Annotated in this window: 28 protein-coding genes; 13 read left to right on the forward strand and 15 right to left on the reverse strand. The window is 70.1% G+C overall.

The window, feature by feature from the left end; translation table 11 throughout:
• Positions 1-86: 86 nt before the first annotated feature.
• The 4 genes from AB0F81_RS29425 (at position 87) to nifJ (ending at position 7552) form a co-directional block, all read left to right on the forward strand.
• Complete coding sequence (locus AB0F81_RS29425; protein ID WP_360202415.1) at positions 87-1337, forward strand: HAD-IC family P-type ATPase; 1251 nt, start codon at positions 87-89, stop codon at positions 1335-1337.
• A 140-nt stretch (positions 1338-1477) separates the two neighbouring features.
• Positions 1478-2338, forward strand: a complete 861-nt coding sequence (locus tag AB0F81_RS29430; RefSeq protein WP_360202417.1) for a universal stress protein — start codon at positions 1478-1480, stop codon at positions 2336-2338.
• A gap of 40 nt (positions 2339-2378) precedes the next feature.
• Entirely contained in the window at positions 2379-4016 is a 1638-nt protein-coding gene (locus tag AB0F81_RS29435; RefSeq protein WP_360202419.1) for an NAD(P)-binding protein, read from the forward strand.
• Entirely contained in the window at positions 4013-7552 is a 3540-nt protein-coding gene (gene nifJ / locus AB0F81_RS29440; protein WP_360202421.1) for a pyruvate:ferredoxin (flavodoxin) oxidoreductase, read from the forward strand. Before AB0F81_RS29435 ends, nifJ begins: the two co-directional genes overlap by 4 nt.
• 15 nt (positions 7553-7567) lie before the next feature.
• Here nifJ and AB0F81_RS29445 read toward each other — a convergent pair whose 3' ends face one another.
• Positions 7568-7921 (reverse strand): STAS domain-containing protein, encoded by a 354-nt coding sequence (locus AB0F81_RS29445; RefSeq protein ID WP_360202422.1) that lies wholly within the window; start codon positions 7919-7921, stop codon positions 7568-7570.
• A 210-nt stretch (positions 7922-8131) separates the two neighbouring features.
• On the opposite strand from AB0F81_RS29445, the gene AB0F81_RS29450 reads away from it, so the two are divergent.
• The 4 genes from AB0F81_RS29450 (at position 8132) to AB0F81_RS29465 (ending at position 10624) form a co-directional block, all read left to right on the forward strand.
• Entirely contained in the window at positions 8132-8593 is a 462-nt protein-coding gene (locus AB0F81_RS29450; RefSeq protein ID WP_360202424.1) for a hypothetical protein, read from the forward strand.
• An 89-nt stretch (positions 8594-8682) separates the two neighbouring features.
• Positions 8683-9087 (forward strand): hypothetical protein, encoded by a 405-nt coding sequence (locus tag AB0F81_RS29455; protein WP_360202425.1) that lies wholly within the window; start codon positions 8683-8685, stop codon positions 9085-9087.
• Between the two features lie 188 nt (positions 9088-9275).
• Positions 9276-10274 (forward strand): nitroreductase, encoded by a 999-nt coding sequence (locus tag AB0F81_RS29460; RefSeq protein ID WP_360202427.1) that lies wholly within the window; start codon positions 9276-9278, stop codon positions 10272-10274.
• 101 nt (positions 10275-10375) lie between these two features.
• The gene (locus AB0F81_RS29465) at positions 10376-10624 is read left to right on the forward strand and encodes a hypothetical protein (RefSeq protein WP_360202429.1); all 249 of its coding nucleotides are present in this window, start codon (positions 10376-10378) and stop codon (positions 10622-10624) included.
• A gap of 10 nt (positions 10625-10634) precedes the next feature.
• Here the strand turns inward: AB0F81_RS29465 and AB0F81_RS29470 are convergent, their stop codons facing one another.
• The 6 genes from AB0F81_RS29470 to AB0F81_RS29495 form a co-directional block, all read right to left on the reverse strand.
• The gene (locus AB0F81_RS29470; protein ID WP_360202431.1) at positions 10635-11561 is read right to left on the reverse strand and encodes a universal stress protein; all 927 of its coding nucleotides are present in this window, start codon (positions 11559-11561) and stop codon (positions 10635-10637) included.
• A 54-nt stretch (positions 11562-11615) separates the two neighbouring features.
• A complete protein-coding gene (locus AB0F81_RS29475) occupies positions 11616-12266 on the reverse strand; it encodes a CBS domain-containing protein (RefSeq protein ID WP_360202433.1) in 651 nt (216 codons plus the stop codon).
• Positions 12245-14923: a cation-transporting P-type ATPase gene (locus AB0F81_RS29480; protein ID WP_360202434.1), complete on the reverse strand. Its 2679-nt coding sequence runs from the start codon at positions 14921-14923 to the stop codon at positions 12245-12247. The genes AB0F81_RS29475 and AB0F81_RS29480 overlap by 22 nt, the downstream gene beginning before the upstream one ends.
• 96 nt (positions 14924-15019) lie before the next feature.
• Positions 15020-15865 (reverse strand): hypothetical protein, encoded by an 846-nt coding sequence (locus tag AB0F81_RS29485; protein WP_360202436.1) that lies wholly within the window; start codon positions 15863-15865, stop codon positions 15020-15022.
• 110 nt (positions 15866-15975) lie between these two features.
• Positions 15976-16368: an Hsp20/alpha crystallin family protein gene (locus tag AB0F81_RS29490; RefSeq protein WP_360202437.1), complete on the reverse strand. Its 393-nt coding sequence runs from the start codon at positions 16366-16368 to the stop codon at positions 15976-15978.
• 56 nt (positions 16369-16424) lie between these two features.
• The gene (locus tag AB0F81_RS29495; RefSeq protein ID WP_360202439.1) at positions 16425-16895 is read right to left on the reverse strand and encodes a universal stress protein; all 471 of its coding nucleotides are present in this window, start codon (positions 16893-16895) and stop codon (positions 16425-16427) included.
• A gap of 129 nt (positions 16896-17024) precedes the next feature.
• Here AB0F81_RS29495 and AB0F81_RS29500 point away from each other — a divergent pair, with 129 nt between their 5' ends.
• The 3 genes from AB0F81_RS29500 (at position 17025) to AB0F81_RS29510 (ending at position 18379) form a co-directional block, all read left to right on the forward strand.
• Positions 17025-17180 carry a hypothetical protein gene (locus tag AB0F81_RS29500; RefSeq protein ID WP_360202440.1) on the forward strand — a complete coding sequence of 52 codons (156 nt, stop codon included), beginning with the start codon at positions 17025-17027 and terminating at the stop codon, positions 17178-17180.
• A gap of 95 nt (positions 17181-17275) precedes the next feature.
• Complete coding sequence (locus tag AB0F81_RS29505; protein WP_360202442.1) at positions 17276-18139, forward strand: universal stress protein; 864 nt, start codon at positions 17276-17278, stop codon at positions 18137-18139.
• A gap of 27 nt (positions 18140-18166) precedes the next feature.
• Positions 18167-18379 (forward strand): DUF1918 domain-containing protein, encoded by a 213-nt coding sequence (locus AB0F81_RS29510; protein ID WP_360202444.1) that lies wholly within the window; start codon positions 18167-18169, stop codon positions 18377-18379.
• 52 nt (positions 18380-18431) lie between these two features.
• On the opposite strand, the gene AB0F81_RS29515 is transcribed toward AB0F81_RS29510, so the two are convergent.
• The 5 genes from AB0F81_RS29515 to AB0F81_RS29535 form a co-directional block, all read right to left on the reverse strand.
• A complete protein-coding gene (locus tag AB0F81_RS29515; RefSeq protein WP_360202446.1) occupies positions 18432-18671 on the reverse strand; it encodes a hypothetical protein in 240 nt (79 codons plus the stop codon).
• Positions 18635-19429 (reverse strand): zinc-binding alcohol dehydrogenase family protein, encoded by a 795-nt coding sequence (locus AB0F81_RS29520; RefSeq protein ID WP_360202448.1) that lies wholly within the window; start codon positions 19427-19429, stop codon positions 18635-18637. Before AB0F81_RS29520 ends, AB0F81_RS29515 begins: the two co-directional genes overlap by 37 nt.
• Before the next feature lie 18 nt (positions 19430-19447).
• Positions 19448-19723: a dsRBD fold-containing protein gene (locus AB0F81_RS29525; protein WP_360202450.1), complete on the reverse strand. Its 276-nt coding sequence runs from the start codon at positions 19721-19723 to the stop codon at positions 19448-19450.
• A gap of 147 nt (positions 19724-19870) precedes the next feature.
• Complete coding sequence (locus AB0F81_RS29530) at positions 19871-21043, reverse strand: hypothetical protein (protein ID WP_360202452.1); 1173 nt, start codon at positions 21041-21043, stop codon at positions 19871-19873.
• 158 nt (positions 21044-21201) lie between these two features.
• A complete protein-coding gene (locus tag AB0F81_RS29535) occupies positions 21202-22203 on the reverse strand; it encodes a hypothetical protein (RefSeq protein ID WP_360202454.1) in 1002 nt (333 codons plus the stop codon).
• Positions 22204-22720: 517 nt separating this feature from the next.
• On the opposite strand from AB0F81_RS29535, the gene AB0F81_RS29540 reads away from it, so the two are divergent.
• Positions 22721-23245 (forward strand): DoxX family membrane protein, encoded by a 525-nt coding sequence (locus AB0F81_RS29540; RefSeq protein WP_360202489.1) that lies wholly within the window; start codon positions 22721-22723, stop codon positions 23243-23245.
• A 77-nt stretch (positions 23246-23322) separates the two neighbouring features.
• Positions 23323-23538, forward strand: a complete 216-nt coding sequence (locus tag AB0F81_RS29545) for a PLD nuclease N-terminal domain-containing protein (protein WP_360202455.1) — start codon at positions 23323-23325, stop codon at positions 23536-23538.
• 69 nt (positions 23539-23607) lie between these two features.
• On the opposite strand, the gene AB0F81_RS29550 is transcribed toward AB0F81_RS29545, so the two are convergent.
• The 3 genes from AB0F81_RS29550 to AB0F81_RS29560 all read right to left on the reverse strand — a co-directional run bounded on the left by AB0F81_RS29550 (position 23608) and on the right by AB0F81_RS29560 (position 26315).
• Positions 23608-24471, reverse strand: coding sequence for a universal stress protein (locus AB0F81_RS29550; protein ID WP_360202457.1), 864 nt, complete (start codon positions 24469-24471; stop codon positions 23608-23610).
• Between the two features lie 34 nt (positions 24472-24505).
• Positions 24506-25192 carry a CBS domain-containing protein gene (locus AB0F81_RS29555; protein WP_360202459.1) on the reverse strand — a complete coding sequence of 229 codons (687 nt, stop codon included), beginning with the start codon at positions 25190-25192 and terminating at the stop codon, positions 24506-24508.
• 151 nt (positions 25193-25343) lie between these two features.
• Positions 25344-26315, reverse strand: coding sequence for a nitroreductase family protein (locus tag AB0F81_RS29560; RefSeq protein ID WP_360202461.1), 972 nt, complete (start codon positions 26313-26315; stop codon positions 25344-25346).
• Positions 26316-26341: the final 26 nt, after the last annotated feature.

Genomic DNA, 26341 nt, shown 5'->3' on the forward strand with positions numbered 1-26341 from the left:
GGCGACCACCACAGGCCATCTCCCGATCCTCGCCGAGTTCCGGCGAGACCTTACAACCAAGATCTCGTCGAAAGGATGGTGCCCTAGTGACCACCGTGCACCGGCTCCCGTCCGGCGCGTACCTCGTGGTGTGCAAGGGCGCACCGGAGAACCTGCTCGATCCCACCGCAGACGCTGCCCTGCTCGACGCCGCGGCGGAACTGGCCGCCGACGGGCTGCGCGTGCTGGCGCTTGCCACCACGACTGTCACCGAACAGCCCGACCCGACCGAGCCGCCCCCGCTGCGTACGACCGGGCTGGTCGGGATCGGCGACCCGCTGCGAGCCACCGCCCGCGACACCGCCGCAGCGTTCGAGCGCTCCGGCGTACGCCTGCTGTTGATCACGGGTGATCACCCGGGGACCGCGACCGCGATCGGACGCCGGCTCGGCATCCTCGGCCCGGGCGACGTCGTCGCCCGCGGCGACGACGGCCCGCTGACCGCCACCGACATCGAGCACGCCCGGGTGTACGCGCGCACCCAGCCGGAGCAGAAGCTGGACATCATCGCCGCCCTGCAGCAACGCGGCGAGGTCGTGGCGATGACCGGCGACGGCGTCAACGACGCGCCCGCGCTGCGCCGCGCCGACATCGGTGTCGCCATGGGCAGCGGCACCGAGGTCGCCCGGCAGGCCGCCGAGCTGGTGCTGGTCGACGACAACCTCGGCACCGTGGCGGACGCCATCGGCGAAGGCCGGCGCATCTACGACAACATCCGCCGCTTCCTGCGATACGCGCTCTCCGGCGGTGTGGCTGAACTGTTGGTGATGCTGGCCGGTCCGCTGCTGGGCATGCCGCTGGCGCTGCTGCCGGCCCAGCTGCTCTGGATCAATCTGCTCACCCACGGGGTACCGGGCGTCGCCCTCGGCGCCGAACCCGCCGAGGCGGACGTGCTGCGCCGGGCGCCGCGGTCTCCGCAGGAATCGGTCCTCGGCGCCGGCCTGCTGCGCGACATCCTGGCCGGAGCCGGGCTGCTGGCGGTGGTGACCCTGGCCGCCGGCGTCGTGGCCGGCCGGTCCGGTCTGCCGTGGCAGTCGGTGATGTTCCTGGTGCTCGGCCTCAGCCAACTCGGCGTCGCCCTCGCCGTCCGCGCGAAAGCCGCCCCGGGGACACCCCGAAACCATGCGCTGCTCGCCGCGGTGGCTGTCTGCGTGCTCCTGCAAGTCGCCGGCGTCCTGGTCGCTCCTTTGCGGGCACTGCTGGGCACAGAGCCGCTGACCGTCACGACGATCTTGGCGTGTTGCGCGGTCGCCGCCCTGCCCGGTGCAATCCTGCGGCTCACGCGCCGCCGGCACTGAGGTGGGGCCGTCCGGCCGCTGCGGCCGGGACCTTTCACCCTGCCCGGCAGGCATCGATGAGCCTTTGATTGAGGAAGAACGGTCGGACCCGTCACCGCGCTCCCCGCGCGGTGCACGGCGCCCGAGAGGAGGTCCGTACCGTGCACAGAAAAATCATCGTCGGATATGACGGGTCGTCCTACTCCCATGCCGCCCTCGACTGGGCACTGGACGAGGCGGCCCGCACCGCAGCACCCGTCCACATCATCTACGCCGACGAATGGCCGGTCCTCGCCCCCGCGGCGAGCATGGTCCCGTCTCCGGCCCTGCGACCGGAAAGCTACGTAGTCGACGTCATCAACGGCACGCTGGAGCACGCGGTCGCCCGGGCGAAAAAGATCCAACCCCTCGTCGACGTGACCTCGACGGTCATACGCGCCCACGCCGCGCCGGCGCTGATTGACCTGTCCAAGCAGGCCCAGTTGATCGTTCTCGGCGCGCGGGGACACAGCGCCGTCGGCGGGCTACTCGGTTCGGTCAGCTCCGCGGTCACCGCCCACGCGCACTGCCCGGTCGTCGTCGTCCGCGGCGAGGCGGCCGCGGACGCCCCCGTGGTGGCCGGCGTCGACGGCTCCGCTATGGCCTCGCCGGTGCTCGCCTTCGCCGCTGCCCAGGCGGCCGAACGTAAGGTGCCGCTGCGGGTGATCCGCGCCTGGCCGCCGGTGACCGGGCTCTGGGAGGAGACCCCGATGGTCACCAACAAGGTCACCGACCATGAACGCGAGCCGTTCGACACGCTGGTCACCGTCATCCGCGACGAGTACCCCGATCTCGTCGTCGAAGCCGAGGCGACGGTGGCGCACCCGGCGGCCGTCCTCACCCGTGCCAGCACCGGCGCGCAACTGCTGGTGGTCGGCAGCCGAGGGCACGGCGCGTTCAGCGGCCTGCTGCTCGGCTCGGTCAGCCAGCATTTGCTGCGGCACTCCGCATGCACTGTCGCGGTGGTCCACCGCGAGATCTGATCCCGAACGGTTCGGTACGCCGTCGACCCCGGAGGCAGACATGAACCCGGTACGGCGCGACATGACGCCACTGCCCGACCTGCTGCACGACGAGGCCCGCGGCGGCCCGGTCCGGCAACGGCGGCCGGTGTACGTCGACCTGCTGCCGCCGTGCAACGCCGGCTGCCCGGCCGGGGAGAACATTCAGGCCTGGCTCGCTCTCGCCCAGGCGGGCGAGTACGAGCAGGCCTGGCGGGTGCTCACCGCCGACAATCCACTGCCGGCAGTGCACGGCCGGGTCTGCTATCACCCGTGCGAGTCGGCGTGTAACCGTGCCCACCTGGACAGCCCGATCTCCATCCACGGCGTCGAGCGGTTCCTGGGCGACCTGGCGCTGGAGCGTCGCTGGATGTTCGACCCGCCGCCCGCGCCGACCGGCCGGCGGGTTCTGGTGATCGGCGCCGGCCCATCCGGGTTGTCGGCCGCCTACCATCTCGCCCGGCTCGGCCACCAAGTGAAGATCTACGACGCGGGTGACGAGCCCGGCGGCATGATGCGCTACGGCATCCCCGCCTACCGGCTGCCCCGCGAGGTGCTGGGCGCGGAGATCGCCCGGATCGCCGCACTCGGCGTCGTCTTCCGGACCGGCCACCAGGTACACGACCTGGAGGACGAGCGCCGTGCGGGTGGCTTCGACGCGGTCTTCGTGGCCGTCGGTGCCCACCTGTCCAAGCGGGTCGATATTCCCGCCCGCGAGGCGGGCCGGATCGTGGACGCCGTCACGCTGCTGCGCAGCGTCGCGGCCGGCGAGCGCCCGGCGATCGGCCGGCGGGTGGCCGTCTACGGCGGTGGCAACACCGCGATGGACGCGGCCCGGGTCGCCCGCCGACTCGGCGCGACGGAGGCGGTGATCGTCTACCGGCGGACCCGGGCACAGATGCCGGCGCACGCCGAGGAGGCCGACGACGCCGAACGCGAAGGCGTGAAAATCAACTGGTTGCGGACCATCCAGGCGTTCGACGGCCCGGAACTGACCGTCGAGGTGATGGAGCTCGACGAGACCGGACGGCCGGTGCCCACCGGGCACACCGAGACCCTCGCCGCCGACACCCTGGTTCTCGCGCTCGGGCAGCGTGCCGACACGGCGTTCCTGCAAGGCGTGCCTGGTGTGGAGTTCGGCCCGGATGGCACGGTCGTGGTGTCGCCGACGTTCATGACCGGCTGCCCCGGCGTGTTCGCCGGCGGCGACATGGTGCCCGCGGAACGTACGGTGACCGTCGGTGTCGGGCACGGTCGCAAGGCGGCCCGCCACATCAACGCCTACCTGCACGGCCTGCCGGCGCGGACGCCGCCCAAGCATCCGGTGGCGGAGTTCGACATGCTGCATCCCTGGTACTTCGGCGACACCGGACGCCGCGAGCAGGCCGAGCGTGAGTCGGCCGCACGCGTCACCGACTTCGCCGAGGTCGTCGCCGGACTCGACGAGAGCGCCGCCCGGTTCGAGGCCGGCCGGTGCCTGTCCTGCGGCAACTGCTTCGAGTGCGACGGCTGCCTCGGCGCTTGCCCGGAGGACGCGGTGATCAAGCTCGGGCCGGGCAACCGGTACCGGTTCGACTACGACCGGTGCACCGGCTGCGGCACTTGCTTCACCCAGTGCCCGGTGCACGCGATCGAGATGTTCCCGGAGGTGCCGCGATGAGTCGCGCGATGGTGGACGGCAACGAGGCCGCTGCGTTGGTCGCGTACCGGCTGAATGAGATCTGCTGCATCTACCCGATCACCCCCTCGTCGCCGATGGCCGAAATTGCCGATCAGTGGTCTGTAGCGGAACGTCCCAACGTCTGGGGGTCGGTGCCGACCGTGGTGGAGATGCAGAGCGAGGGCGGTGCCGCCGGGGCATTGCATGGCGCGCTGCAGAGCGGCGCGCTGACCACGACGTTCACCGCGTCGCAAGGGCTGCTGCTGATGATCCCGAACATGTACAAGATCGCCGGGGAGCTGACGCCCGCAGTGCTGCATGTAGCCGCCCGCTCGCTGGCCACCCAGGGCCTGTCCATCTTCGGCGACCACTCCGACGTGATGGCGGTCCGCGCCACCGGATTCGCCATGCTGGCCTCCGCCTCCGTACAGGAGGCCCACGATCTGGCCCTGGTGGCCCAGGCCGCGTCACTGCGCACCCGGGTGCCGTTCGTGCATTTCTTCGACGGATTCCGCACCTCGCACGAACTCAACACCATCGAAACCCTGACCGACGATGACCTGCGGGCACTGGTCCCGGCCGGACTGGTCCGGGACCACCGGGCCCGGTCACTGTCCCCGGAACGCCCGGTGATCCGCGGCACCGCCCAGAACCCGGACGTCTACTTCCAGAGCCGCGAAACGGTCAACCCCTTCCATGCCCGGGTGCCCGCCGTCGTGCAGGACGCGATGGATCAACTCGCCGTCCGGACCGGACGCCACTACCGCGTCGTCGAGTACCACGGCGCCCCGGACGCCGAACGCGTCCTGGTGCTGATGGGCTCGGGTGCCGAGACAGCCCAGCAGACGGTCGCACACCTGGCCGCGCAGGGCGAACGGGTCGGTGTCCTGCAGGTGCGGCTGTACCGGCCGTTCCCGGCCGCCGAATTCCTGGCCGCCCTGCCGGACTCCGCCGCCCGGATCGCCGTGCTGGACCGGACCAAGGAGCCCGGCTCGGCCGGCGAGCCGCTCTACCTGGATGTCGTGGCGGCCCTGGCAGGAAGGGACCGGCCGATGCCCTCCGTGATCGGCGGCCGCTACGGGCTCGGCTCCAAGGAGTTCACTCCTGGCATGGTCGCCGCCGTCCTGGCCGAGCTGGCCGGCACACAGCCGCGGCCGCGGTTCACCGTCGGCATCATCGACGACGTCACCGGCACCAGCCTGCCCTGGACCGACCTCGACATCGAAGCACCGGGCACCACCCGGGCCGTCTTCTTCGGACTGGGCGCGGACGGCACCGTCGGCGCCAACAAGAACACCATCAAGATCCTTGCCGTCGACCCGAAGATCCACGCCCAGGGCTATTTCGTCTATGACTCCAAGAAGTCCGGCGGTCTCACCGTCTCCCACTTGAGGTTCGGTCCGAAACCGATCCATGCCCCGTACTTGATCTCCCAGGCCGGCTTCGTCGCCTGCCACCACATCGGTCTGCTCGACCGGGTGGACGTGCTCGACCGGGCCGCTCAGGGCGGAATCCTGCTGCTCAACAGCCCACCGGACCAGGTGTGGCAGGACCTGTCCCGCCCGGTGCAGGAACAGATCCTGGCGAAGGGCCTGACCGTCTTCGCGATCGATGCGGACCGCATCGCCGCCGACGCGGGCCTGCCCGGCCGCACCAACACCATCCTGCAGACCTGTTTCTTCGCAATCTCCGGCGTGCTGCCCCGCGGGGAGGCCGTCGCGCGCGTCAAGCAGGCCATCACCAAGACGTACGCCAAACGCGGTCCCGACGTCGTCGCCCGCAACCACGCCGCCGTCGACGCGACCCTCCGGGCACTGCACCGGATCACACCGCCCGCGCAGGTGACCACTACCCGCCGACCGCCGCCCGTGGTGCCGGCCGACGCACCGCCGTTCGTCCGTGACGTCACCGCCGTGATGATGGCCGGCCGCGGCGATCGGCTGCCGGTCAGCGCGCTTCCGGTCGACGGCACCTACCCGGGCGGCACCACGGCCTACGAGAAGCGCAACATAGCCGAACTCGTCGCCACCTGGGACCCGCAGACCTGCATCCAGTGCGGCACCTGCGCGTTCGTCTGCCCGCACAGCGTCATCCGGTCCAAACTCCTCGACCTGAAAGAACTGGCCGGCGCACCGGACGGGTTCCCGTCCGCACCGCTGAACGCCCGCGGTCTGCCGGACAGCCGGTTCAGCCTCCAGGTCTACCTGGAGGACTGCACCGGCTGCGGGCTCTGCGTCGAGGCCTGCCCGATCGGGACGCCCGAGCGCAAGGCCATCAACCTGGCACCACGGAAGCCACAACTGGACGCCGGGCGGACGCACATCGCATTCTTCGAGACACTTCCGTACGCCGACCGCTCCCGCGTCGACTTCGGCACCGTCCGCGGCACCCAGTTCCTCCAGCCGCTGTTCGAGTTCTCCCTGGCCTGCACCGGCTGCGGGGAGACGCCCTACCTCAAAGTGCTGTCTCAACTGTTCGGCGACCGGCTGATGGTCGCCAACGCCACGGGCTGCTCGTCCATCTACGGCGGCAACCTCCCCACCACCCCCTGGACCCGCAACGCGCAGGGCCGCGGCCCGGCCTGGTCCAATTCGCTGTTCGAGGACGACGCCGAGTTCGGGCTCGGTTTCCGGCTCACCGCCGACCTGCACCGCGACCTCGCCTGCAGCCGGCTGCGGGAGCTGCACGACCGGCTCGGACCGGACCTGGTGGACGCGATCCTGGACGCGCCGCAACGCCGCGAATCCGAGTTCGCCGCCCAGCGCGACCGGCTCACGGAGCTCAATCGGCGCCTGACAGCGCTGCCCGCCGACGACCCGGCTGTCGCGGACCTGCGCAGCGTCCTGGATCAACTGGTACGCCGCAGCGTCTGGATCGTCGGTGGCGACGGCTGGGCGTACGACATCGGGGCGGCCGGGCTCGACCACGTGCTCGCCTCCGGGCGCAACGTGAACGTGCTGGTCCTCGACACCGAGGTGTACTCCAACACCGGTGGGCAGATGTCCAAGGCCACCCCGCTGTCGGCGGTTGCCCGGTTCGCCGCCGGCGGCAAGACCACCCCAAAGAAGGACCTCGCGCTGCAGGCCATCGCGTACGGCAACGTCTATGTGGCCCGGGTAGCGATGGGTGCCGACCCGCAGCAGACGTTGCAGGCACTGCGGGAGGCCGAGGCGTACGACGGGCCGTCGCTGGTCATCGCCTACGCGCACTGCATCGCCCACGGCATCGACATGCGCGACGGCCTGACCCAGCAACACCGGGCGGTGGCCACCGGATACTGGCCGCTGATCCGCTACGACCCGGTGCTGCGGGCCGCCGGTGCCAACCCCTTCCTACTCGATTCGCCACGGCCACGCCTGCCGCTGAGCGACTTCACCGATCGGGAGCTGCGGTTCCGGCAGTTGCACGACACCGACCCGGCGGAGGCGGCCCGGCTGGCCGGGCTCGCGCAGGAGGCGGTCGATCAGCGGTGGCGGCTGTACGAGGAGATGGCCGCGTACGGCCCGGACCGATTCCCGGCAGACGCCGGACGCTGACCGGCAGCGGCCGTCCTAACGGTTGTCACCGCGCATCCAGTCGTTGGCACCGAGAAGCTGAAGCACCAGACGCACCGCCGCGCTGACGGCCACCAACACCACCGGGAAGTCCTGTTCCTGGCCACGAAGCCGCAGCAGAAGCAGTTCCCGCCCTCCGGCAGCATCGCAAAAGCCCACCTCGGCCAGATCAAGCTCCAAACACGGAGCCGGAACCACGAGCAGGGCCGCGAGCCGCCGGCGCAATGCGGGCACGTGGAACACGTCGAGATCACCACTCACCCGGATCCGCAACGTGCCGTCGCCCCTACGGTGACCGGTCACCCGCAGGGCCTGCTCGGATCCGTTGTCACTGATGTCCCAGGAGGACATGGCGCGCTCCCGCACGAGCCGCTTGCAGCAGGCCAGGTCTTGGCCTCATATCCATCGTTTCCCGACGTCGGCCGCCACCATCAGGCAGAAGGACCTGTCTTGCAGGGGCGCGGCCGGCTCCAGGCCTTTCGCCTCTGCCCGAGGGACGAAGGATTACACAGACTGAAGATAGACATCGAAGACTGTCGGCACCCCGGAGGGGGAATCGTCATGACTGCTGACACCGCGAGACGCCGGCCCTCAACGGCTTCCCGCCGAGTGGGTTACGGCGTCTCCGCCGCGATCAACATCGTCGCTCTCTATCTAGTCAACGTTTGGCCGGGCTGGGACGCGGCGCCGTTCCTCACCGAACAGACAACCGACGTGATACCTCTGGTCAACGCCTCGCTGCTGGCTGGTGTGATCGTGAGCCTGGCACAACTCGTCCACGACCCGCAGTGGCTGGTCGCGCTCGGCAGCATGACCACCACCGCCATCGGGACGCTCTCACTCATCCGGATGTGGCAGGTGTTTCCCTTCGACTTCGGTGGTACCTCGTTCGACTGGCCCCTGGCGACACGCGTTTTTCTCGCCGTGTGCATCGTGGGCAGCATCGCCGGTTTCGCCGTACAGGCGGTCGCTCTGGTAGGCGCCCTTAGAGAGGACTCAGACCGCACAAGGAGATTGACGTGAAGGCCAACGACGGCATTCGAATCTTGCACCCCGCCACTGGCGAGCTGCTACGGGTCTGCCGCGGCCCGACCTCGGCGGGATCCTGTCCGTTGGCCGGCTCGGACGGCGTCGTGCCCTGCGCCGGTCTGCTGATCTCGCCGGCGCACGCTGATCCCGAGTACTGGCCGCTGCGGATACCTTCCGGCTATCGGCACTGCGATGTGCTGTGGAACGAAAGAGCGCTGTCCTGCCTGGAGAAAGCCGAGAACTCCCGGCGACGGTGGCAGAGCGGCCTGGCCCTGGAGAACCGGCGGGTGGTGGCGCTGGCAGCCGCCCACGACCCACGCTACCGGCGAATGACAGCACGCCAGCTTGAGAAGACGGCCCTGTGGCGGTGGCGGTTGTCAACGGCCGCGCAGGCCCTGCGCCGATCGGAGAACAACTCCCGGGAGCGGGCGGAGAAGTACCTGGCCTTCGTCGAGTTCCGCCGCAACGCCGGTGCCGGACCCGCATAACCCGGCCCAGCTGATCCGCGAAAGCTGCTCGCCGCACGGGCGCCGGTGACCAAATCTGTCAGCTGGCAGTGCGGGCCGAGCCGTGGAGCGCTTTCGAGGACGCGTTCGCCTGGGGTCTTTCGGCCCTGACGAATACCCGCCAAGGCCTGCGACCGTGAAGGCACCCACGACTGGCGGAGGTGTTACGGATGGACAAGCCGGCGAACAACCTGCCCCGCGCCGAGGCCCGAGAAGCCCTGGAGTCGGCCGCCCGGGCATCCCTGCGAGCTCCGTCAGTCTTCAACACCCAACCCTGGAAGTGGCGCCTCACCGGCGAAGTGCTCGAACTGGCCTCCGATCCCGGCCGCCGGTTAGGAGTTACTGACGCCGAAGGCCGTCTGCTGCTGCTCAGCTGCGGCGGCGTCCTGCACCACGCCCGTATCACCCTGGCGGCCGCCGGATGGCACAGCGTGGTGCAGCGTTTCCCCGAGGAGCGGCGACCGGACCTGCTTGCACGGATCAGCGTCGCCGGCGCCGGCGAACCGGACCCGCTCGCCCAGAATCTCGCCGCTGCTATCAGCCGGCGCCGCACTGACCGCCGTGCCTTCGGCGAGAGCCCCGTGACCGAGCAGACGCTCACCCGCCTCCGCCGGCTCGTCGAAGCCGAAGGCGCCTATCTTCACGTCGTGCCGGACGATCGGGTGCCCGAACTGGCCATCTCGGTCGACCTGGCTGCCGACGCCAACTACTTCGACCCGGCGCACCGCACCGAGCTCACCGCCTGGACGCACCGGCCGGCCTGGACCGGGGACGGCGTGCCGCCGAGCACCGTGGTCGAACCGAGCTTGCGCCGCGTACCCGTACGCAACTTCCTGCCCGGCGGCTCCGCCGGCCTGCTCGCCAGCGCCGACCACGACGAGGGCGCCACCTACGTCATCATCTTCGGCACCACAGACCGGCCGGTTGACCTGCTCCGCGGCGGTGAAGCCATGTCCGCCCTGCTACTGCAAGCCACCGTCGAAGGGCTGGCGACCGCGCCCATCAGTGAAGCGGTCGAGGTGGCGTGGCCCCGGCAGTTGCTGACGCGCTTGCTGGCCGGCATCGGCGAACCGTATTTGATCGTGCGGCTCGGCTACGTCGAGTCGGCGGAGGACGTGCCCCCGTCTCCGCGCCGTACGCCCACCGAGGTCATCGAAATCGAGGAGTGACCACCGGGGCCGCGCGACCAGCGCCTGGACAATTGGTCGTGCCGGCCTGGGAGCATCTCTCAGACTCCTGATCACCCGGGCGGTGTCCGCAACGGATGAGCGTGGGCGTCCCGCTCGGCCAGGGCCGCCATCGCGGTCCGGTACTCCTCGCGCCGGATCCTTCCCGACAACAGTTGATCGAGAAGATCGTATTCGGGATCCGGCGGCGGCGTGAGCGCCATCAACGGTGCCAGGCAGGGATCATCGTGCCGGGCCGGGCGTTGTGCTGTTCGGGGCGGCTGGTCGGCCAGGACCAGCAACACCAGGCCGACCAGTCGAATGACCAGGAGAACCGCAACGACGACGAGTAGGGCTCCCATGTCAACCGACCAGGAACACCGGGCAGAGAGCCCGTTGCGGCAACAGGTGCGCGGCCGAGCCCAGCAGCGAACCCGAGAACGCGGGATGCTCGTACCGGCCGACAACCACGGCCGCGGCTCGGCCGGACTCCTCGGTCAGCGCGGTCACCGGGTCGCCGGAGATGATCCGGTGATGAACCTGCACTCCGTCGCGGGTCTCCAGACGACGAGCCAGGTCCATCCGGTCACCGACAACGTGCAGCAGCACGACGTCGCAACCACGGGTGAGGGCCTCGGCCAGGGCGAACTCCACGGCGGCCCGGGACGGCGCGGAACCGTCGACCGCGGCCACGATCGGTCGCGTCCCGAACTCGGGGCCGGCCGGCCAGCCGGGCATCCGGATCACCAGGACCGGCCCGGCATGGTGCCGGCCGACCCGGTCGGCGACGCTGCGGCCGAGCGCGGTGGTGGTGGCGCCGTGCCGGTGGCCGACCACCAGCAGGCCGGCGTCCCCGGCTTCTACGATCAACGCCTGAGCGGGATGGGCGCCGGCGACGAGGCGGCTGCTCACCGGCACCGTCGGGGAGCTGGCGTGCACGCGGTCGGTGAGCCGCCGCAGCAGCCCCGCCCCGGCCCCGTCCGACCCGCTGCGCCGGACGTTGACGATGTGCAGCGCCCAGCCGTGCAGCTCGGCCTCGATCGCGGCGTGATCGACCGCGACGCAGCTGATCGGGCTGTCGTCCACGCCGACCAGCACGACCCCGGTGGCGGTGTAGGTGGGTTGCGGGTGGGTCTCCGGGGCCGGTTTCGGCGCGACAGCGTACGGGTCACGGTAGTCGGCCGCGCCGAGATAGCGGTTCATCATTTCGCCGAAGCGGTTGGGGTGCCGCACCTCGCCGGCGGCACGGCGCGCCTCTGTCTCCGCCCTGAACCTGCTGAGGTCAGTCATGACGGCACCTCCGAGAATGCCGGGGACGCCTGCGACGCGCCGGCGCCTCTACCTCTATGCCACCACCGCCACAGTCTCGGTGACAGTGCCGTTCGGCCCGGGCTCGGGGTCCAGCCGGACGGCTGCCACACCGGGGACCCGGCGGGCCAGCGCCGCCGCGATCCGGCGCTGCTGTTCGTTCGGGAATTGGCCGGCGACAGTGACGATCCCGGCGTCGACTGTCGCAGTCCACAGGCCTCGGCGGCCGGCGTACTCGTCCAGGCGTTGTTGTACGTCGGCGGCGAGCACCGAGTCGTCGCGAACCATCGCTTTGAGGATGTCGCGGCGGCTGACGATGCCGATGACGGTACGGTTCTCCAGTACCGGCAGGCTACGTACGTCGTGGTCCAGCATCACCTGTGCCACGTCCGCCACGTCGGCGGCCGGTGTAGTGACCAGCGGATACTCGGACATGACCTCCATGACCAGTCCGGGCCGGTGTACCGGGTCGGTACCGGGATGGCTGCGTGGGTCCGCTGCCGGTCCGGCGGGAACCCGGTGCCACAGCAGGTCGCTGTCGCTGACCATGCCGACCAGCAGACCGTCGGTGTCGAGTACGGGTAGAGCGGTCACTTCGTGGGTGGTCATGAGATCGGCCGCGTTCTCCACGGGCGCGTCCTGTGCGATGACGTGGACCGGGCTGGTCATGATGTCGCGGACTCGCATGATGGTGCCTCCTCGATCGTGGTGGTCCCGCGGCGGCGGAGCCGCGCGCGGTAGATCTCGTCGACGCCCCACACCAGCACCGGGAACGGCACCAGGAACGCCAGTTCAGCGACGCCGAGAGGGGCCGTGCCGAAGACGGCCTGCAGAGGCGCCAGGTAGATCAGGGCGGCGGCGAAGACCAGTTCGAAGGCGATGCCGCCGAGCAACAGCCGATTGCTGAACACGCCGATGGACCGCAATGAGGCGCGGTCGGTGCGCGCCGCGAACGCAGTGCCGATCTGGCAGGCCACGATCCCGGCGAATGTCATCGTGGTGGCTTTCGCGTACGCCGCCGCGGGCAGCTCCGCACCCGGCTGCCAGCCGGCGCGCCACAGCACCCAGAAGAAGCCGCCCATGACCAGCACCGCGGAGGTGACGCCGAGCAGTCCCCAAGCGCGCAACAGCATCCGGCGGTCGATGACCCCCGCCTTCGGCGAGCGGGGTGGACGGTTCATGAGCCCGGGCTCGGCCTGCTCGCGGCCCAGCGCCAGCGCCGGGACCGTCTCGGTACCCAAGTCGATGGCGAGGATCTGCAGCACGGTCAGCGGCAGGGGGACGGCGCCGCCCGAGAGCGCGAAGATCAGGAAAGGTACGACCTCCGGCACGGCGTGCGCGAAGATGTAGAGCACGAACTTGCGAACGTTGTCGTAGACGCGCCGGCCGGCTTCGACGGCCCGGACGATCGTGGCGAAGTTGTCGTCGGTGAGCACCATGGTCGCGGCCTCGCGGGCGACATCGGTGCCGGAGCGGCCCATCGCGATCCCGATGTCGGCGCGGCGCAGTGCGGGGGCGTCGTTGACGCCGTCGCCGGTCATCGCGACGATGTGACCCTCGGAACGCAGCGCCTCGCAGATGCGCAGCTTGCCCTCCGGCGAAGAGCGGGCGAAGACGATCTCCCCGTTTTCGGCGAGCAGCCGGTCCAGTTCGGCGTCGCCCATCCGGTCGAGCTGTTCGCCGGTGACGATGCGCTGGTGCCCATCGCCAATACCGACCTCGGCCGCGATGTGCGCCGCAGTGGGCCCGTAGTCGCCGGTGATGACGTGCACGCGGATCCCGGCACGGTGCGCCGCGGTCACCGCATCGGGCACCGCGAGGCGGGGCGGGTCGAGCATCGCGACAAGGCCGAGCAGGGTGAGGCCGGTCTCCGCGACGTCCCGGCTGGCAGTCAGCACCAGCGGGTCGGCGACCCGCTCGGCGACAGCGAGTACGCGCAGACCGGTGTCGGCGTACCGGTCGATCGCTGCCTCGGCGGCCGCGCGCACATGCTCGGTCAGGTTGACGCACAGCGGAAGCACCGACTCGGGCGCACCTTTGGTGTAGAGCATGCGGCCACTCACGGTCGACATGCGCTTGGTGCGGGGGTCGAAGGCGTAGAGCGCGGTTCGGGCCGCGTCGCGCTCGGCCGCCGGCACCGGCACTCCCAGCCGCGTGGCGAGCCGCAGCAGTGCCAGCTCGGTCGGGTCCCCGCTGTCCGCCGGGACGCCGCCGTCACCGGTCAGGTGCGCGGTGGTGCACGTGGCCGCTGCGAATGCCAGTGCCCGGGCGGGCTCGTTACCGTCGTCCGCCTCGTGTTCTCCCTCGGTTGTCCAGAGCCGGGTGACATGCATCCGGTTCTCGGTCAAGGTGCCGGTCTTGTCGGTGCAGATCACCGTCGTCGAACCGAGGGTCTCCACGGCGGACAGGCGTTTGACCACCGCTCCGGCCCGGGCCAACTGCCGGACCCCGGCAGCCAGTGCCAAGGTGATCGTAGGCAGCAGGCCTTCGGGGACGTTCGCCACGATCAGGCCGATGGAGAAGGTGATCGCCGCCGTCCAGCCGAGCCCGGCGAGCACACCGATCGGCAGGAACGCGGCCCCGGCGGCGACCGCTACGGCGGCGATGATCCAGGTGGCTCTGCGGACCTGTCGTTCCAGCGGGCTGGAGCGGGACGGGCCGCGTTGCGACAGGGCGGCGATCCGGCCGATCTCGGTGTGCATACCGGTGTGGGTCACCACGGCCCGGGCCTGCCCGGCGACGCAGGAGGTGCCGCTGAACAGTAGCTCTCGCGCCTCCAGCAGCGGGCCCGGCACCAGCTCGGTGTCAGCGCTACGGGTGACCGGGACGGATTCGCCGGTCAGCGCGGACAGGTCCACCGCCACCGTGCCGTCCACCAGCCTGGCATCGGCGCATAGCCGGTCGCCCTCGGCGACCTCGATGACGTCGCCGGGCACCAGGTCGCGGGCCGGCGCCTCGATGAGCACCCCATCGCGCATGACGCGCGCGGACATCGGCAGGTAAGCCGCGAGGGCCTCGACCGCTCGTTCGGCCTGCTGCTCCTGCACGAACGCGAACGCGGCATTGAGCAGGATGACCGCAACCACCGCCACGGCCAGCGCCGGGCTGTGCCCCGCCCAGGCCAGTACCGCGGCGACCATGAGCAGGACCGCCAGCGGCTGGGTGAACTGAGCGAGCAGCTGCCGCGGCCAGCGGCGCCCGTGCCGGCGGGACAGCTCGTTGGGGCCGTACACGGTGAGCCGGCGCGCGGCCTCTCGCGAGCGCAGGCCGCTGGGCGTGGAGCGCAAGTGCCGGAAGAGCTCGGTCGGAGGCTGGCGTTCGTCGACCTCGGCCGGTGCCGTCATCGTTTGAGCCATAACCTCAGCGTCTGCTCGCCGCCACGGCCCGGACAGGGCCGGACGGCCCGCACACGCGGGACCCTGCGACACCGAGCGGCCCGATCAGCGCTCCGATCGGCGCCTGACTTCCCACAGCAGCAGTACCGCCGGCACGAGGAAGAGCGCGGCGATCACCGGCTCCACCGGATCGAAGGCAACCGCGCCAGGTACGCTGGCGGCCGCCTGGAACCACAGGGCCACCATGTAGCTGACCTGGTGCAGCGTCCCGGAGATCAGAGCCACCGCGGCGAGGACGAAGCCGGCGGCGGTGCCCCTCCACAACAGCGCGCTCGCCAAGGCGTAGAACGGCACCAGCAATACGAGATCCAGCACGATGCCCAGATGCACCAGCAGATCCGGTTCGACCAGCATGCTTCCCGCCGGCACCTCGCCGGTAGCGGCGAACCGCAGCGAGGAGAACACCCACATCCCGCCCATGGCGACTGCAAGCAAGCCCAGCACCGCGCTGACCAGACGCCTCGGCGTACGCCGGGCGACCACAGCATCGGCGGACGGTATGCCGACGGCCAGAACGGTCCCGGCCAGCGCCAGGACAGCAGCCATGAAGACGGCGACATGCAGCAGGAACACGTCGTTGAACGAGACACCGAACAGGTAGTACGCGTAGGTGTAGACCAGGTAAGCCAACATCCCGAGCTGCAGCAACCGTGCGAGCACGGAACCGCGCCGGCCCCGCGACTGTGTCCAGGCCAGCACGGGCGCTACTACCACCAACGTCACGAGATCGAAGCCACGTAGCATCTCGGCGACCGATGCGGGACCCACGTACACGCCGTCGACGAGGAGTCCGATCAACGACGACGCACCCGCCAGGACAGCCACCAGCACCGACAGCCGAGACGCCGTCAGCCACCTGATCTCGGACGGCGCCCGCATCCTCTGTGTCATGCTCTCAGACTTGGCTAGGGCAGCCGTCGCGGTCAGAGCCGAACGTCCCGGCAGAGCCGGGACGAAGCTGACACCGGCCGGCGCGATGCGCCGGCCGGTGGGCGGGTGGATCATTTCTTGGTGACGGCGATGTTCCGGCCGGCGGGCTCCGGCGCGGTCAGCGGCACGGTGATCTCCAGGATCCCCTTGTCGTAGACCGCGGTGATGGCCGCCTCGTCGGCGCCGGCCGGCAGCCGCACCGAGCGGTGCAACATCCCGTACCGGAACTCCGAGCGGCTCGGCCCGGTGCTCTCCTCACGCCGTTCCGCTTTCACGGTCAGCACCCCGTGCAGAGCCGTGATCTGCACGTCCTTCTCCGGGTCCAGGCCCGGCAACTCGGCACGCAGCACGTACTCCTTGTCGGTGATCCGGTCCTCGAAACGGATCGCCGGCAGCGGACGCGGCAAGTCGACCTCCAGCCAGTCCGTCATGTCGCCGAACAGGCGTGGTAGCAGCCCACTCATACCAGTCCTCCCTTCTGCCTCTTCGGTTCCATCACATCTCGCGCAACCAAGTCCGTTCAGGGTCCAAAGCCCTGTTCACGGTTGCCGCGTACCACCACGACCGGGCAATGCGCGTGCTGGACGCACTGGTGGCTGACGGAACCGAGCAGCGCTCCGGCGAAGGCGCCGTGCCCACGCGATCCCACCACCAGCAGCGCCGCGCGAGTGGACGCGTCAGTCAGCACCTGTGCCGGGTGCCCGGCCACGACGCTCTCCGCCACCTCAATGGCCGCGGGTTCGTCGCCGAGGACTTCTTGCACTGCCGCGGTTAGCACCTTGCCGGCGACACCGGCCAGATCCTCGTCGTACGCGTCCACCGGCGCCCAGCCGTAGTAGGCCGGTATCTGCCAGGCTGTCACCGCTTGCAGCCGGGCTCCGGTGAGCCGGGCCTGCTGCGCCGCCCAGCGCAGGGCCTGCCTGGCCGACGGCGATCCGTCCACGCCGACCACGATGTCACCGGCGCGGGCGTCCATCGAGTCCCGTGTCATGTCCCACCTCCGCGATGTCCGACGTCTCCTTCCACGATGCGCCGAGTTGTGCCTGGCCCGGCAGGGTCCAACGGCCCTGCCGAGCCCGCTGGTCGAGCAGCACAGTGAGGGTGAGAGGGAGGTGCCCCAATGACCGTCATCTGGCTGATCGTCTGGTTGATCCAGGGCACCCCGGACGTCGCGTCGTGGGGATCCTGGAACGGCTGGGGCATCGCCCTGTTCGTCTGCCTCGCCATCGATTTGATCGGCGCGCTCGGCCGCGGCGCCCGTCCGGCGCGCGGGTGATGGGCCGTCCGGCCGCGATGGGCGGGACCTCCCGCTCTGACCGGCCTCGGCGTACCGCGTGACGATCGATGGATAGGAACGTGAGGTGAGGGACCATGCAGACCCCGGCCATCGTCGTCGGAACCGACGGCACTGAGACCGGAACAGCCGCCGTACGCTGGGCTGCCCGGGAAGCCGAACGCCGTCGACTGCCATTACGCGTCGTGCACGTCCTCGACTGGGACTGGGCGACGTCCCGCTACGACTTCGGCGGCGACCGATTCGAGTGGGCTCGCCAGTCCGCCAAGACGGTCGCGAAAGACGCCGCCATGCGGGCGAGCGCCATCGCCCCCGGCGTGGAAATCGAGTTTCAGGTGCCGATCGGGCACCCGGTGACCCGGCTGCTCGAGCTGTCCAAGAACGCCGAACTGCTGGTGCTGGGCGATCGTGGTCGCGGCGGCTTCGGCGGCGTCCTGATCGGCTCATTGAGCCGGCGGCTGGCCAAGCACGCGCATTGTCCGGTCGTCGTGGTCCGCGGCCGCTGCGACGTCGCCGGCCCGGTCGCGGTCGGTGTGGACGACTCCGAAGCCGCCGACGCGGTACTGGAGGCCGGGTTCGCCGCGGCCGCTGACCGCGGCACCAGCCTCGTGGTGGTGCGCTCGTACCCGTTCGCGCGGGCCCTGCCGCTGGGCCGGATCCCGCCGGACGTGGTCGAGACGCCGGAACAAGAGGCGGCCGAACGGGAGCAGTTGGCCGCACAGCTGGCGCCGTGGCGCGCGAAACACCCGGACGTCCCGGTGGAGACGCTGCTGTCCCGCGACAGCGCGGCAGCGGTACTGGTCGACGTGTCCCACGGCGTCCAGCTGGTGGTCGTCGGCAGCCACGGTCACGGCGTGATCAGCGGAACGGTCCTGGGCTGCACTGGGCTGCACCTGCTTCGCCACGCGGACTGCCCAGTACTCGTGGTCCGGCGCGGCTGAGCGACGCGAAAACATCAGGAGGACACCATGAAGGCTCGTATCGGCGACCGCATCGTCGTGGAAAGCACCTACCTCGGCACCGAGCGGCGCATCGGCATCATCACCACCATCGAGCACGACGACGGAACCCCGCCGTACCGGGTGCACTGGCTCAATGACGGCCGAACCACACTCTTCTTCCCGGGCCCGGAGACGCACATCCAACCGGGACACGGCAATCCCCTGCCCGCCCCGAATTGACCTCGAAGGCATCGAAAACCGCATAGTCCAGCTGGTCCGCTGGATTATGCGGTTACGGCACCAGCACGGCGGCGCCGTTCACCCGGTCTGCGGCCAGATCGGCAAGGGCGTCGGATGCGTGCGTCATGGGGTACGCGACGGCTTCCACGCGCAGGCGGTGCTTCGCGGCGAACGCCAGCAGCTTGCGGCCGTCAGCGCGGGTATTGGCGGTGACACTGCGCAGCGTGCGTTCCTGAAAGAGGTCGCGGTCGTAGTTCAGCGGTGGGATGTCGCTGAGGTAGATGCCGGCCACTGCCAGAGTGCCGCCCCGGTCGAGTGCCTGCAGGGCGACCGGGACGAGGTCACCAACCGGCGCGAACAGGATTGCCGCCTCGAGCGGTTCAGGCGGTCGCGCGTACGCCTCGCCCGCGGAGCTCGCCCCAGCTCCAGCGCAAGTTCTCGTGCCTGCGGTGACCGGGTGAGTACGTGCACGCGCGCGCCTTCGGCGAGCGCGACCTGGGCGGCCAGATGCGCGGAGGCGCCGAATCCGTAGATGCCGAGGCGCCCACCCGGCGGCAGGTCGGCACGGCGCAGCGCCCGGTAACCGATGATGCCGGCACATAGCAGCGGCGCCAGCTCGGCCGCGGCGTAGCCTTCGGGCAGCTGGTACGCGAAGTCGGCGCGCACGACAGCGCAGTCGGCATACCCGCCGTCGGCGTCCCATCCGGTGTACCGCGAAGCCGCGCACAGGTTTTCCGCGCCGGCTCGGCAGTAGCCGCAGCTGCCGCAGGTCTCGCGCAGCCAGGCCACGCCGACGGCGTCGCCCGGCCGGAAATCCGTCACCTCGCCGCCGGTTTCCAGAACATGGCCGACAATCTCGTGGCCGGGCACCACCCCTGGGCGGTGCACCGGAAGCTCGCCCGCCGCCACGTGCAAATCGGTGCGGCACACACCGCAGGCGTCGACGGCCACCAGCAGTTCCCCGGCCGCCGGACGGGGCACCCGCATCGTCACCCGACGCAGGGCCCGCCGGAGATCGGGCCCGGGCTCCACCACCTGCCAGGCGTACACGATGCGACCTCCGCCGAGTCAGCTGCTCAGGTGCACAGGCCGGTGAACGACCGCCTCGATGTCGCCTGCGGCGACGTCCAGCAGCTGGTAGGCCAGGTCGGCCAGGGCTCGCGCGGCGGCGAGTTCGTCGCCGATCTCCGGCACCTCGTGGTCACGAGGTGACCGGCGAGCGAACCCTTCACCGCGCACCTGCGGGCGGGCCGCGGTGCGCAGAAGGGCAACGGCATGGGTACGACGTTCATCTTCGTTCTCGTCGATGTTGATCTCGACCGACCAGGTCCGAGTGTGCATCATCACGTGCCTCCTTGCGGTCCTGCCTCTATCGCAACGCGTCGCGCTGGCGGAAGACAGGGCTGTTGGTCCCGTCATCGGACCCGACATTTCCTACCGGCGTAGTGAGACCGGAGCCGCGTAGCAGTCGGTCGTCGTGGCGAATCGCGGTCACGCGGACCGGAATATCCGGAGACCGCGTTGAATGTCCTCTTGCAGGACGGTCACCTTGCCACGTGGGGCAATGCCCACCACGCCGACCCACATGTCGGCGGCCGGCTCGGGGAACAGCGTGGTTTTGCCGTTGTGCCACCGGAACGGGACGCCGGGGCTTTCGGTCGAGGGCGCCCACGACACCCCGCCGACATCACCGCGGTCGTTGACGACCGACCCGATCCCGTGATGCGTGCCGAAGCCAATGTCGATCATCCGGCCACGCTTCCAGAGCACCGGCCGGTTGTATCCGTCGGCCCAGGTCGCCGAGCCGGTCATCATTCCGCTGTCGCTGAGCGCGTTCACCCGGCCGCCGGTGGCTGTGGTGTTCGACAGCAGGTCGGTCATCCGGCCGCGCTGCCAGAGGAACGGATGGTCGCTGGAGGACCCTTTGATCGCGCTGTTGCCGGCGACCTGGCCTCGCTCGTTGATGGCGATGGGGGCGCTGTAGGCCCCGCCCAGAGTGCCCAGCCGGGTCATTCGGCCGCGCTGCCACAGCACTGCTTGGCCGTAGTCGGATCCGCGAGGTATGACGACACCGATGGTCTGCCCCCGGTTGTTGACGCCCAGGGCCTGGCTCCTCGCCGCCTTGGGAACGGGCAGCCAGGTGAGGCGGCCGCGCTGCCACCGGAACGCCTTGGAGCCAGCGTTTTCGAAGTACGCGGTGCCGACGACCTCGCCGCGATCGTTGACGCCGGTCGCCTGGAGATCGGCATTAGCCGGGTCCCACCGGTAGGTGCTCTTGCCCTTGTTCCACAGGAACAGCCCGCCACCCTTGCGGTCAACCTGCCCAGCGATGATCCCATGATCGCTGATCGCATTAGGTGTGGCCCGGTTGACACGTAGCCTGGTGGGGTTGCGCTGACCGTGCCACCAGACCACGGCCTGCATTTTGCCCGTCGCGTCGCGGCTGCGGCCGGTCAGGTCGCCTCGTGCGTTGGTCTTGTCGGCGAAGGATTCACCGCCACCGAGTGACTTGAGCGCGATCAATCGGCCGGTGCCGACCCGGGCTACGGTTGTTTCAAGATCTGCGGAGTCCGTCGGGGTGGCGGTGGCCGCCGGTACGGCCACGGTGCCGACCATCACCACCGTGGCCGCCAGCATGAGGTTGAATCTGCGAATCGAATGCATCTCGTCCTCCTCGTTCGTACGTCATCCCCACAGGCGCCCTCGCGGCGCGGGCGACGGGGCTGAGGGCGGCCGGCGCCCGGCTCGTGCACCTTCATCGCCGGCTGCCGGCGTCGGAGCGGATGGCCTCGGGTCAGCGCTGTAGGCACGGTCCGGAGCGGCTAGCGGAAGAGCACGCCGGGACCGACCCAGTCGGGCGGCAACGCCAGGTCTGCGGCGAAGTGGCCCCGGTTGTTGATGCCGGAAAGACTGCCGGGGTTGGCCTGCCCGGTGACGGTTTCCAGCACGACGCCGCGGGTGGACAGGTCGATCGTCCGGCCGCCCTGCCAGATGACGCCGTGCAACTCCTCGTTCGCCGTGCGGCTCGTACCCAGGATCTGTCCCCGGTCGTTGATCGCCGTGGGCCAGTCACTGGTGCCGCCCAAGGTGCCCAGCTGGGCGGTTGTTCCGGAGCGCCACAGGAATGCCCTGATCCCGTAGTCGGACCCAACCGCCACGCCGGCGACCCAGCCCTGGTTGTTGATCGCGATCGGCATGTCGAGTTCAAGATCAGTGAGGCGCCCGCCTCGCCAGATGCAGGCCCGGTACCCGGATCCCTCGACATAGCGACCCGCGAGGATCTCTCCGCGGTCGTTGATGTCGACCGGGTCGATCTCGCCGAGATCGGTCAGTGTCCCTCCTTGCCACAGAAACCCATGGGGAGCGCCACTGGAGGAAACGTAGTAGGTGCCTACGATCTGGCCCCGGTTATTGATCGCCTCCGCCGAGGACAGGGCGCCGTCGGGTCCACGCAGCGCGGTCATGACCCCTCGGTCCCAAAGGAAAGCCCCGGCTTCGCTGGTCCCGACGACCTGGCTCAGATCATTGAGATCCCGGGCTACACCCCATCCGTCCGCCGAACCGGGAAGCGCGCCAAGGTCGACCAAGGTGCCGGCCCGCCAGAGGAACGGATGGTTGACGTTGCCAGCTGTGGCGCTGTAGCCCGCCACCTCGTCGCGGTTGTTGATCGCGGAAGGAACGGTCCACGTCCCGCCCAGACCCCCCAGATCGACCATGCGGTACGTCCCCGGAGCCTGGTGCGCGGAGGCCGGGCCGGCGGCGGCAACGGTTGCCATCGCCACCGGAAGCAGTACGGCAGACATGATCATCCAGAATCGCCTCATCACGCACTCCCTTCGCGCGTTACCCGGGTTACTCAGCGGGTGCGATCGCATCCATCGGCCCCGGCCCCGCGCTGTCCCCTTAGGATGCTCGTGCGCCCCGGCGGCGGAAGTGCCGAAGGTCCCACTCTTGAGGCGAATCGCTACGAGCCGCCCGTACGGATAGCGCCCTGACCGAGCTGCGCTGCTCCGCCACGCCGTCGACGGTCTCGGCCCGGCTGCCCGCCCGTAGCGGTGACACCTCCGACGCGACGCTTCGATCGACCGCCTTGCTGGCGGCCGGCATCGACGAGTGGCCGCAGGCAGAGGTCATCGACGCCGACACCGGCTCCGCGTTGGCGCAGGCGCTCGCCGCCATCACGGGACCTTCGACCCGGGACACTCAGGCCCATCAGCACGAGAAACCGGCAGCGCGGCAGCGGATAGTCAGCCATAGATACATGCCATTGAGGAGGAAACCATGACTGCCATCGGCCACGACTCGGCCAGCCACCTCGAGCACGCTCCGGCGCCTGGCTCGATGCTCACCACCACGGCGGCCCGCGCGCTCGCCGTCCTGCGGATCTCCCTCGGGTTCACCTTCCTGTGGGCGTTCCTCGACAAGACCTTCGGCTGGAACTACGCCACCCCCGCCGAGCGCGCCTGGCTCAACGGCGGCTCCCCCACCAAGGGTTTCCTGTCCGGCGTCGAGGTCGGCCCCTTCCAGGGCTTCTTCAACGACATCGCCGGCCAGGCCTGGGCCGACTGGCTGTTCATGCTCGGCCTGCTCGGCATCGGCGTCGCCCTGATTCTCGGCATCGGCATGCGCATCGCCGCCGGCGCCGCCACCGTGATGCTCGTGCTCATGTGGTTCGCCGAGTTCCCGCCCGCCCAGACCAATGCCGCAGGCGAGGCCACCCACTCGACCAATCCGTTCATGGACTACCACCTGATCTACGCGATCGGCGCCATCGTCACCGCGCTCACCTACGCCGGACACACCTGGGGCCTCGGCCGCCAATGGGCTCGGCTGCCCCTGGTCCAGCGCAACCCGTGGCTGATCTGACGGTGCCGCGCACAGCGGCGGACAACTGGCCCGGACGGTCGCGATCGCGACCGTCCGGATCCTCATGGAGGATCGAGATGACACACACGTCATGGCAGGATCTGCAACCGTGGCAGCGCACCGCGACCATGGTGCTGGCGCCGGTGGAGCTGGCGCTCACCGCATACGCCGCCGTGGACCTGGCCCGCCGGCCCCGGTCCCGGGTCCGCGGTTCGAAGGCCATCTGGTGGCCGATCATCTTTATTCAGCCGGTCGGCCCGATCGCCTACCTGATCCGCGGCCGTCGAAGCTGAGACCGCGACCGGCCGACGCATGAGCGTCGACCGGTCGTTCCGCATCCGACGTTGCCCTTGACCATCGGTTCACCTGTCGGCGGCGTACCGGTGCGGCACCACCAGCACCGGGCGGTAGGCATGATGCAGCGTGGCCATCGCGACGCTGCCGAGCACGATCTCGTGCAGGGCGGAACGTCCGAGAGAGCCGACAGCGAGCACGGCGGCGTGTTCGGTGCGCGCCTGGCTCGCCAGTGCCGCAGCGACCGACCGCCCGTGTTCCACGGAGCTCCCCGCCTTGGGCAGCTTCTTCAAGCCCGCGATGGTGCGCTCGGCCGGCCCGTTCCCGTCTTGCACGAACACCGGAACCACCGCACGGTCCGGGAACAGCCGCGCGGCCACCCGGTGTGCGGTCTCGGCTCCTGACGAGCCGTCCCAGCCCACCACCACCGGCCCTTTGCCCAGGGCGGCGCGATCAGCTTCGAGCAGCGGGTACGGCACGACCAGCACGGGACAGGGCGCATAGTGCACCGCCACGTCGGAGACACTGCCGAACACCGCCCGGGCACCGTCGAGTCCCCGGGAGCCGGCCACGATCAGATCGGCACCGACGTGCTCGGCGAGTTGGGCCAGTTGCAGGCCCTCACCGCCGTAGGTGCGCTGGACCAGCGGTGCGGCATCCCATCCCTGCACACCGGCCAGGGCGACGCCCATGGCCGCCAGCCGGTGTGCTTCTGCTTCGCCCTCCCGCTCGATGGCGGCGACGAACTCGTTGACGCCGGCCCTGCCGTGCCACAGTCGGCGCCGCAGCGCCTCACTGGCGAACGGGGGCGACCACACGTAGGTCACCTGGGCTTGTGCTCGCGGCAGGAGCCGGGCCGCGACCTCGATCGCGGCGCCGGCGGGAACTGATCCGTCATAGCAGGCCAGAACCTTGCTGACGGGTTTCTGCATGCTCGCCTCCTCGCGCCACGAACCGGTCCGCGGCTCAGGCGACGAAGATGGCCGGGACCGAATCGGCCACCTTGTGATCGTCATAGTCGAAGGTGATCCGGTCGACGACCTCGACCACGCCTGGCACGAGACGCACGAGGCGCAAGGTCAGCATCGCTGTGGACCACCGTTCGACCCGGCCGGTCAGGGTGACGACGCCCCGTTCGACCTGGGTGCTGACGGTCGCGAAGTTCTCGGCGAGCAGCACGTCGTGGACGGCCGCCCGCGCGTCGGCGCCGATCTCGTCGTCGGAGCGCAGGTGCTCCTTGAGCAGATCGCCGCGAGTCACGATGCCGACCAGCCGGCCGAGGTCGTTCTCCACCGGCAGCTGCTTGACACCCGCCTCGTCCATGCGGCGAGCCGCAGACCTGATGCTCGTGAGCGGCAGCACGATGACCGGCGGGGCCGTCATCAACTCGGCCGCGGTACGCCCGGCCGCCTTGTGCTGCTGGGCGCGGCGGCGCCGCTGGAACCAGTGGGGCTGCTCCGCGCCGACGTATTCGATCTTGCGGAGCAGGTCCGACTCGGAGACCACTCCGATCACGCGCCGATCGGCGTCGACGACCGGCACCGCGTTGATCCGCTTGTCGGCCAGCAGACCGACCAGATCTCGGTACGGTGTGTCCGGTTCAACCGCGACGACGTCGGCCGTCATCACGTCACTGACTTGCCATTTCCTCATCACAAACCTCCACTTCCACGCTAGGTGTCCCGCACGGGCGCCGGCAGGGTCGGCCGGCCCGGAAACGCGGGTCCATCGCCAGGACGTACAGCGCGGGGGGATGCGCGACACCCGGCGGGTGCGGGCCGGGTCCGGTTTCCGCCGATCATCTCTAACGGTCGTGCAGCATCACCTCGGAGAGCGGACGCCGCGGCGTCCGCCCGGCGAACCGGCCGTAGCCGGCGCGCAGCACCATCTGCGCCGACGTGCCCGGAGGGCTGCCGGCGAGGAGTCGCCGCACCGCCGGCACTTCGACCGGCTGGCTGATCGGCGTGGTTGCCAGTCCCAGCCAGGTCGCGGTCAGCAGCACCCGTTGCAGGGCCTGCCCGGCGCGCAGCCAGTCAAGCCGGGTGTCGTCCTCGGTGGCCAGCACCAGAATCGTGGGGTGTGGCTCGAACGGCTCGCGTGGCCTCGGCTGCGGTGAGAACTGTGCGAAGTCGCGGATCGGCACCGCCTGCAGGGCGTCCCACGGGCCGGCGGCCCACGTCGGCACGCCGTCGTGTCGCACCTTTCCTCCGCTCCACCGCCGCAGCTCCTGTTCATAGCCTGGGCGCTGGCGCAGCCAGCCGTCCGCGGTGCGGGCCATTTCCAGGATCGCGTCCCGGCTCGCCGGATCGGTCATCCTGAGTACCGCGTCTTCGGCCCGGGCCGCCTGCCGCAGCCGGCCGAACGCCTCCGGGCGAACGGGGACCTGCGCGAACGGACCCCGGTTGGTGTGCCGGTGCGGGATCGCCTCGGCCAGCGCCTCGATGGCGGGGTCGACCGGTGCGGGCTGGGTCGCTGTCACCCGCGCGGCCAGAGTGGATTCGGGCCCGTCGGGCAGGAGTTCCACCAGCGTCCGGTAACCGGCCTGATGGACGGCCACCCGGAGGGTGAACACCGCCGCACCAAGGCTGAGAAACAGCTCCCGACCAGCCGGGTCCACCACGGGCAGACGGCGGGCCGGATCGGCGTACACCTCGACCGTCGGCCCGGCGATGCGGAACAGCCACGGCTGGCTGTTGTGCAACGACGGCGCGGTGGTGGCCGATCGTACGCAGCCGGTTAGGACTCGCCGCGACGGTGGGACGAAGGTCGTGGACATCGCTGCTCCCTTCAACCGATCACCAG

It is taken from the genome of Actinoplanes sp. NPDC024001 (genome assembly GCF_040638955.1).
In the GTDB taxonomy this organism is placed as follows: domain Bacteria; phylum Actinomycetota; class Actinomycetes; order Mycobacteriales; family Micromonosporaceae; genus Actinoplanes.